This window comes from Janthinobacterium sp. ROICE36 (assembly GCF_002869965.1).
Classification (GTDB): domain Bacteria; phylum Pseudomonadota; class Gammaproteobacteria; order Burkholderiales; family Burkholderiaceae_D; genus Janthinobacterium.
On record NZ_PEBS01000126.1, the window covers coordinates 1 to 7801 of the forward strand.

Sequence of the window (7801 nt, forward strand, 5' to 3'; positions counted from 1 at the left end):
ACAAACCACGTTCACTTTCGCCGCTTACAACCTGACGCGCATGGCGACGATCTTTGGCTGGCGTTTATCGGCGGTGGTTGGATAACTCCGTCCATAGAGTACGGAAAGCGCTAAAAAATGTCAAAAAACGGCCTGAAAAGTGGCTGAAAACTGCTTTTTAGGAAAAATGCGGCTTCCAGCCCGAAAAATTCGCATGTCTGGCGACAAAATCCGAAGGACTGGGGTCCTTTTTCAACACCCTGTTAGGAGGCCAATTGTTGGAATCGAGGTTAATCGAGGTCCTCCTTAGATTGGGTACTGGTTCAGTCTTGGCACAGCTTCAATGCTTCCTGCCATTGAGGCAGACCGCAAAAAGTATCCATCAAGCGTCGCGACGACAGTACCGAATTGGTCGGACGTTTCGCCGGCACCGGGTAGTCTTTGGCTTGGATTGGCTTCAGTTTGGGCTTGTTATTGATCGTTGCATGGGCCATGATTGCTTCGGTGAAGCCAAACCATGTCGTCGTGCCCTGCGCCGTCAAATGATACAGACCGGAGCGTCCCTGCCACCATGCTTGCTGGTCGTTTGCCGTCAGGCTTTGCGCCACGATATGCGCCGTGGTATCGGCAATGGTACGACTCCACGTCGGTGCGCCGAACTGATCGGATACGATACTCAGTTCTTCGCGCTCCTTTGCCAGGCGCAGCATGGTCAACAGAAAGTTTTTGCCATGCGTGCTATAGACCCAGCTGGTGCGCAAGATCAGGTGGGGGATGCCGGTGGCCTTGATCGCCTGTTCGCCGGCCAGCTTGCTGCTGCCGTAGGCATTGATCGGGCAGGTCGGATCGGTTTCGACGTAGGGCCCATCTTTCGAGCCATCAAACACGTAGTCGGTGCTGTAATGAATCATCGCGGCGCCCAGCTTTTTCGCCTCCTCCGCCATCACGCCCGGCGCTTCGCCGTTGATGCGCAGTGCCAGTTCAGGTTCGCTTTCGGCCTTGTCGACAGCGGTGTAAGCGGCCGGATTGACGATCAGTGTCGGCTTGATGCGGCGGATCACGTCGCGCACTTGGTCCAGATCGGCCAGGTCCATCTGGCTGCGGTCTAGCGCGATGATCTCTCCCAGACCTTGCAGGCTGCGTTCCAGTTCGTAGCCGACCTGGCCGTTTTTTCCTGTAATTAAGATACGGCTCATATTTGTTCCCGTGAATGGTGGTGAGGCTGTATTACAGTGCTCAGGCGAAGACGTCAGCATTGGCCAGCAGCGTTCCGACTTTGTCCTTTCCAGACAGTAACGGTTCACCATCCAGCGGCCAGTCGATACCGATCGCAGGGTCATTCCACAGGATGCTGCGCTCGAATTCCGGCGCCCAATAGTCGGTGGTCTTGTACAGGAACTCTGCGCTCTCGCTGGTCACCACGAAGCCGTGGGCGAAACCCTCAGGTATCCATAACTGGCGTTTGTTAGTGGCCGACAGCACTACGCCGACCCACTTTCCGAAAGTTGGCGACCTTTTACGCAGGTCAACGACGACGTCGAATACTTCGCCAGCGCTGACGCGCACCAGCTTGCCTTGCGGCTGCTGGATCTGATAATGCAGGCCGCGCAACACACCCTTGGCCGACTTGGAGTGGTTGTCCTGCACGAAGTCGCGCGTGACGCCAGTCAGTTCGCCAAAGCGCTTCTGATTGAAACTTTCATAGAAAAAGCCCCGGTCATCGCCGAATACGGTGGGCTCGATGATCAGGACGTCAGGTATGGCTGTGGTTTGAATTTGCATGGTATGGATGAGCCGATCAGGCCTTAATATATTTTTTCTTCGAGCAGGCGCAGCAGGTATTGGCCGTAAGCGTTCTTTTTCAAGGGCTGCGCCAAAGCTTCGAGTTTGGCGGCATCGATATACCCTTTACGGTAGGCGATTTCCTCCGGGCAGGCAACTTTCAAGCCTTGTCGGTTCTCGATGGTGGCGATGAATTGACCCGCTTCCAGCAGGGACTCATGCGTGCCTGTATCAAGCCAGGCCATGCCGCGGCCCATCAGTTCGACGTTCAGCTGGCCCCGCTCCAGATAAGTGCGGTTGACATCGGTGATCTCCAGCTCGCCACGCGGTGACGGAGCGATACCGGCGGCGATGTCGCACACCTGGCTGTCGTAGAAATACAGGCCGGTGACGGCGTAGTTCGATTTTGGCTTGAGCGGCTTTTCCTCGATGCTGATGGCGCGCCGTTGCGCGTCGAAATCGACCACGCCATAGCGTTCCGGATCGGTGACATGATAGGCGAACACGGTCGAGCCACTGGTGCGTGCCGATGCTTCGCGCAATTGGGTTTCGAAATCATGACCGTAATAGATGTTGTCGCCCAGAATCAAGGCCGATGGAGCATCACCGACAAACTCCCTGCCGATGATAAACGCCTGCGCCAGGCCGTCGGGCGTGGGTTGCACGGCGTAGCTGAGCTTGATGCCCCATTGGCTGCCATCGCCGAGCAACTCCTGGAAGCGCGGTGTATCTTGCGGCGTTGAAATAATCAGGATATCGCGTATATCGGCCAGCATCAGGGTGGTCAGCGGATAGTAGATCATCGGCTTGTCATACACGGGCAGCAGCTGCTTTGATACGGCCATGGTAACGGGATACAGGCGCGTGCCGGAGCCGCCAGCGAGGATGATGCCCTTGCGTTCGATAGTTGTCATTATTGCTGCTCCTGGGCCGTGTCGCGTGCCGCGTAGTTTTTTTCTACCCACTTCAGGTAGTCGCCAGACTGGACATCGCGTACCCAGGTCTGGTTGTCCAGGTACCACTGGACGGTCTTGCGGATGCCGGTGGCGAAGGTTTCGGCCGGCTTCCAGCCCAGTTCGCGCTCGATCTTGCGTGCATCGATGGCGTAGCGGCGGTCGTGACCAGGGCGGTCTTGCACATAGGTGATTTGTTCGCGATAGCTGCCGGAAGCCTTGGGATCGAGCGTATCGAGGATGTCGCACAAGGTGTGCACGACTTCCAGATTGGCCATTTCATTCCAGCCGCCCACGTTATAGACCTCGCCCAGGCGTCCCGCTTCCAGCACGCGACGAATCGCCGAGCAATGGTCGCCCACATACAGCCAGTCGCGCACTTGCATGCCGTCGCCATAGATAGGCAAGGATTTACCAGCACGGGCATTGCTGATGATGAGGGGAATCAGTTTTTCCGGGAAATGGAAAGAGCCATAGTTGTTCGAGCAGTTTGTCGTCAGCACCGGCATGCCATACGTATGGAAATACGCGCGTACCAGATGGTCGGATGCTGCTTTCGATGCCGAGTAGGGGCTGTTAGGCGCATACGGCGTCGTTTCCGTGAATGGCGGATCTTGCGGACCCAGGGTGCCATAGACTTCATCGGTCGAGACGTGCAGGAAACGGAAACCATCCTTGGCCTCGCCCTTCAGGCCGGACCAATAGGCGCGCGCGGCTTCGAGCAAGCTGAAAGTGCCGTTGACGTTGGTCGAAATGAATTCACCTGGGCTATGGATCGAGCGGTCGACATGGCTTTCTGCCGCAAAATGCACGATGGCGCGTGGCTGGTGTTCTGCCAGCAGGCGGGAGACATGAGCGGTATCGCAAATATCGCCGCGTACAAAAATATGCCGCGGGTCTTGCTCCAGGCTGGCTAAATTACTGAGATTGCCTGCGTAAGTCAGTTTATCGAAGTTGATGACGGGCTCATCATTGGCCGCCAGCCAATCGCGTACAAAATTTGAACCGATGAAGCCGGCGCCGCCGGTAACTAAAATCATGCTCTTATCCTTTTGTCTTGTAAATTATTAAATTTTACACTGTATATTTTGTTAATATGCGCCATCTTTCTTGAAGATGACTTTGACCGTTTTCAGCAAAATGACGATGTCGTTGAACAGAGACCAATTCTTGACATACCAGGCATCGAGATAGACGCGCGTATCGTAGCTGACATCGTTCTTGCCGCTGACTTGCCATAGACCCGTGACACCGGGTTTGGCTTCCAGATAATAGTCTACTTGGGGGCCATATCGCTCCAGTTCCGCATCGACCACAGTGCGCGGCCCGACCAAGCTCATTTCGCCTTTCAGCACATTCCATAGTTGCGGCAATTCATCGAGGCTGGTCCGGCGCAGGAAGTGGCCGATCGAGGTAATGCGCGGGTCGTTTTTCAGTTTGAAATCACGGTCCCATTCGGCACGGGCGGCCGGGTCGCGTTCCAGTAACTCTTTCAACAGCACATCGGCATTCACCGCCATGGTGCGGAACTTGTAGCAGAGAAAATGCTTGCCATTCTGGCCGACGCGCTTGTGGCCATAGAAGATGGGGCGGCCCGATGCCAATACCTTGGCCGCAATCCACAGCAGGATGGGAGCGCCGACGATCATCACGCCGAGCGACGTCGTCAGGTCGAAGCAGCGTTTGATCAGCTGTAAACCTGGCCGGGCCAGGTTGTTGCGCATGGTCAGCAGCAGCACTTCATGTGCAAAGAAATGGTTGACCTCCATGCCATACAGGGGCAGGCCGCGTACGGCAGGTACCACTTGCATATTGGCAACGCAACGGCCGACTTGCTGGATCATGCCTTGGTAGGTATCAATACCAACTTGCTCCAGCGCCACGACCGCATGCGGATCGCCCAGCATCTTGAGTGTTTTTTCTGGATCATCACCGAGTGAAATACATGGGACGGCCTGTTTGTTGAGGTTGAGGTAGTGATGCTCGAAGCGCTCCTGGCCTTCCGGTATCAGGAATGCAATCAGGCGATAGCCCATCAACGCTTCTTCATCGAAGGCACGCGCTGTTTGCAAGGCATTGTCTCCCCATCCGATGATGACCATGGGACGTCTCCAGCCGCCAGCTTTCATCAGCAGGTATTTGACCATGCCGCGCAGTAGCAGGACACAGCACGGCACCAGCAGCCAGGTGGCCAATAGTGCTTCGCGCGAGGAGTCGCGCTTGTCGAGGAAGACCAGGGCGGCGTCGATCAGGCCCATGACCATGGTGACCTTCAGGAGTTCCTTGATTTCATTTGAGTACGGACGACGTTTGGCATGATGGCCCTTCAGCTTGAAGATCGCCAGAGTGACCAGGGATAGCAGGCTATAGCTGAGCAGGCGCGAGCTATCCAGCCCGAAGCTGTTCAAGTCGCTGCTATCGAGGGTCCATTTCCCAGCGAGCCAGAATGCCATGAACAGGGCAAGTGCATCGGCAAAGGTGAGAAAGTATTTTTCCGCCCTGCTGCTGCAATACCATTTTACTTCCTGTACAAAGACGCCTTCGATTGGTTTCATGATGACTTGCTAAACCTTATAAACTTCAGTGTGAATTCTTGCGACGCCGCATGTACGGAGATTGTGTATTTGTTCGATCAGGCGCGGCCGTAGCGGTCTTCAAAGCGGACAATATCGTCCTCGCCCAGATAGCTACCTGATTGAATTTCAATCAGTTCCAGCGGTAGCTTGCCCGGGTTGGCCAGAGAATGGACGACGCCCAGGGGGATATAGGTGGACTGGTTTTCGGTCAGCAAATATTCCTTGTCGCCATTGGTGATCTGGGCCGTGCCGGATACCACGATCCAGTGCTCGGCGCGGTGGTGATGCATTTGCAGTGACAGTTTGGCGCCCGGCTTGACGGTGATGCGCTTGACCTGGAAGCGTTCGCCGTTGCCGATGGAATCGTACGATCCCCATGGTCGGAACACTTCGCGGTGCATGGTGGCTTCAGCACGGTCCTGGGCAATCAACTGCGCCACCAGGGTCTTGGTATGTTGCGCGTGATCCGCATCCATGACCAATACGGCGTCGGCCGTTTCCACGATGACGGTATTGCGCATGCTGATGGCGGTCACCAGGCGGCTATTGCCATGGACCAGACAATCATTGCAATCCTGCAGCAATACATCGCCTTGGGCGCTATTGTTGTTGGCGTCTTTTTTTGCCACGTCGAAGACGGCGGCCCATGAGCCGATATCGTTCCAGCCGGCGTCGAGCGCGATGGTGGCCGCATGGCTGGTACGCTCCATGACGGCGTAATCGACGGCGATATCGGGACTGGCGGCGTAGGCATCGTGGTCCAGGCGGATGAAATCGAGGTCGCTTTTCGCCTTGGCCAGCGCTTCCCGGCACGCCGCGACGACGGCAGGCTGAAAGCGTTCAAGTTCTGCCAGGTAACGGCTGGCGCGGAACACAAACATTCCGCTGTTCCAGAAGTAATCGCCGCTGGCGATGTAATGTTCAGCCATTGCCAAGGCCGGTTTCTCGACAAATTCGACAATACGCTGGACCTGGCCAGCTGCGCCACCCTCGGCGCGGATATAGCCGTAGCCAGTCTCCGGTCCGCTAGGGGTAATGCCGAAGGTGAGCAAATTGCCTTGCTCTGCAGCATCGCGCGCCTGGTCGATGGCGCGGTGGAACGCTGGGGTATCCAGGATGACATGGTCGGAAGGCAATACGAGCAGGATGGGGTCGTCGCCGTTTTCCATGGCTTGCAGGGCCGCTGTGGCAATGGCCGGCGCCGTATTGCGGCGCATCGGTTCGAGCACCATGCGGGCGTTGTTCAGGCCTATCTCACGCAACTGTTCCGCGACAATGAAACGCGACGATTCATTACACACCAGCAAAGCCGGCGCCAAGGCCTCAATACCAGCCAGCCGTTGCAGCGTCTGCTGCAACATGCTGGTCTCGCCGGACAAACGCAAGAACTGTTTAGGGTAGCCTTCGCGCGAAAGGGGCCACAAGCGTGTGCCGGAACCACCGCAAAGAATCACTGGTACGAGGGGAGTATTCATTTACGCATCAATTCAAAGTTAAAACAGCGTCGCCAAATGGGGAACTGAGTCGTTAGTCGCTCGAAAAAAGCGATGATTGTTTTACGCAATTGCCATGCATGTATGCACAAGGCGTGCAGAAAATTATTATTGGTAAAGATTAAATATTTAAAAAGGGTATTATTTTAATGAACTATAAGAATCCATGTGTTTTTTTTCACCGTCGCGAATATTGAGGTGGGCAGCAGGTGCCTTGGCGCTCCATGCATTGTAATTTGCCTGGTAGCTATAGCTACTCAACTGGAAAGCGTTTCAAACAGAAAAGCAACAAAAATGCAGACGGCACTCAAGCTGAGAATGAGAACAGCTCCTGCCGCACAGTCCTTGGCGATCTTGATGCTGGGGTGCAAGTCAGGATGCAGATGGTCGATCAAGTGTTCAAGCGCCGTATTGAACAGTTCAGCGGCCAGCACCAAGCCACAGTTGAGTAGCAGCAGCGCCCACCAGAGCATCGCCGGCTTGCTCCAGGCGAGCACGATCACGACCATGAGGGCGGCAAGGCAGTGCAAGCGAAAGCTCGATTCCAGACGAAGGGCGACGGCAATGCCGCTCAAGGCAAATCCCATGCGCTTGAAAAAGGGCTGGTTCTTCATGGTGAATGAGGCGATTGAATAGGGTATCTCACGAACATGGCAGCTGGGTTTCTTAATGGATAAATGAATACCACAGGTGTGCCTGCGCAATATTGCATCGTCCGTCAAAACAAAAAAGCTGACGTCAGCCTGTTCGTTATTTTCTAAAAAGTAAAAAAGCCCATTTTCAAATGAAAAGGGCTCTTATTGCAAAAGTTGACATATTTGAGTATGTCAACTGTTGCATTACCAGGCCTTCACCTTTTGGCTCGACATCAAGCTGCAGGATGGACCTACCTGTTTAGAATTGGGTGATCATATTCCTATTCGCAGCTTGCCCTACTTCAAAGCCAGGCGCCTGTTGAGTACACTGTTGATTCCTGTCACCTCACCGCCAGCGCCATGACCCAAGCCCTTCACAGCCG

The 7801-nt window shown here is 55.1% G+C and carries 7 protein-coding genes; all 7 read right to left on the bottom strand.

The features are described from left to right. Window positions 1-302: 302 nt before the first annotated feature. The gene (rfbD, locus tag CSZ94_RS26360; protein WP_102124213.1) at window positions 303-1175 is read right to left on the bottom strand and encodes a dTDP-4-dehydrorhamnose reductase; all 873 of its coding nucleotides are present in this window, start codon (window positions 1173-1175) and stop codon (window positions 303-305) included. Between the two features lie 40 nt (window positions 1176-1215). Further along, window positions 1216-1761 carry a dTDP-4-dehydrorhamnose 3,5-epimerase gene (rfbC, locus tag CSZ94_RS26365; protein ID WP_102124214.1) on the bottom strand — a complete coding sequence of 182 codons (546 nt, stop codon included), beginning with the start codon at window positions 1759-1761 and terminating at the stop codon, window positions 1216-1218. 23 nt (window positions 1762-1784) lie between these two features. Continuing rightward, window positions 1785-2675, bottom strand: coding sequence for a glucose-1-phosphate thymidylyltransferase RfbA (rfbA, locus tag CSZ94_RS26370; protein WP_102124215.1), 891 nt, complete (start codon window positions 2673-2675; stop codon window positions 1785-1787). Continuing rightward, complete coding sequence (rfbB, locus tag CSZ94_RS26375; protein WP_102124216.1) at window positions 2675-3754, bottom strand: dTDP-glucose 4,6-dehydratase; 1080 nt, start codon at window positions 3752-3754, stop codon at window positions 2675-2677. Before rfbB ends, rfbA begins: the two co-directional genes overlap by 1 nt. A 51-nt stretch (window positions 3755-3805) precedes the next feature. Then, window positions 3806-5269, bottom strand: a complete 1464-nt coding sequence (wbaP, locus tag CSZ94_RS26380) for an undecaprenyl-phosphate galactose phosphotransferase WbaP (protein ID WP_102124217.1) — start codon at window positions 5267-5269, stop codon at window positions 3806-3808. Window positions 5270-5346: 77 nt separating this feature from the next. Further along, on the bottom strand, window positions 5347-6765 hold the full coding sequence (locus CSZ94_RS26385; RefSeq protein WP_102124218.1) for a mannose-1-phosphate guanylyltransferase/mannose-6-phosphate isomerase: 1419 nt from the start codon (window positions 6763-6765) through the stop codon (window positions 5347-5349). 275 nt (window positions 6766-7040) lie between these two features. Next, complete coding sequence (locus CSZ94_RS26390) at window positions 7041-7397, bottom strand: diacylglycerol kinase (protein ID WP_102124219.1); 357 nt, start codon at window positions 7395-7397, stop codon at window positions 7041-7043. Window positions 7398-7801: the final 404 nt, after the last annotated feature.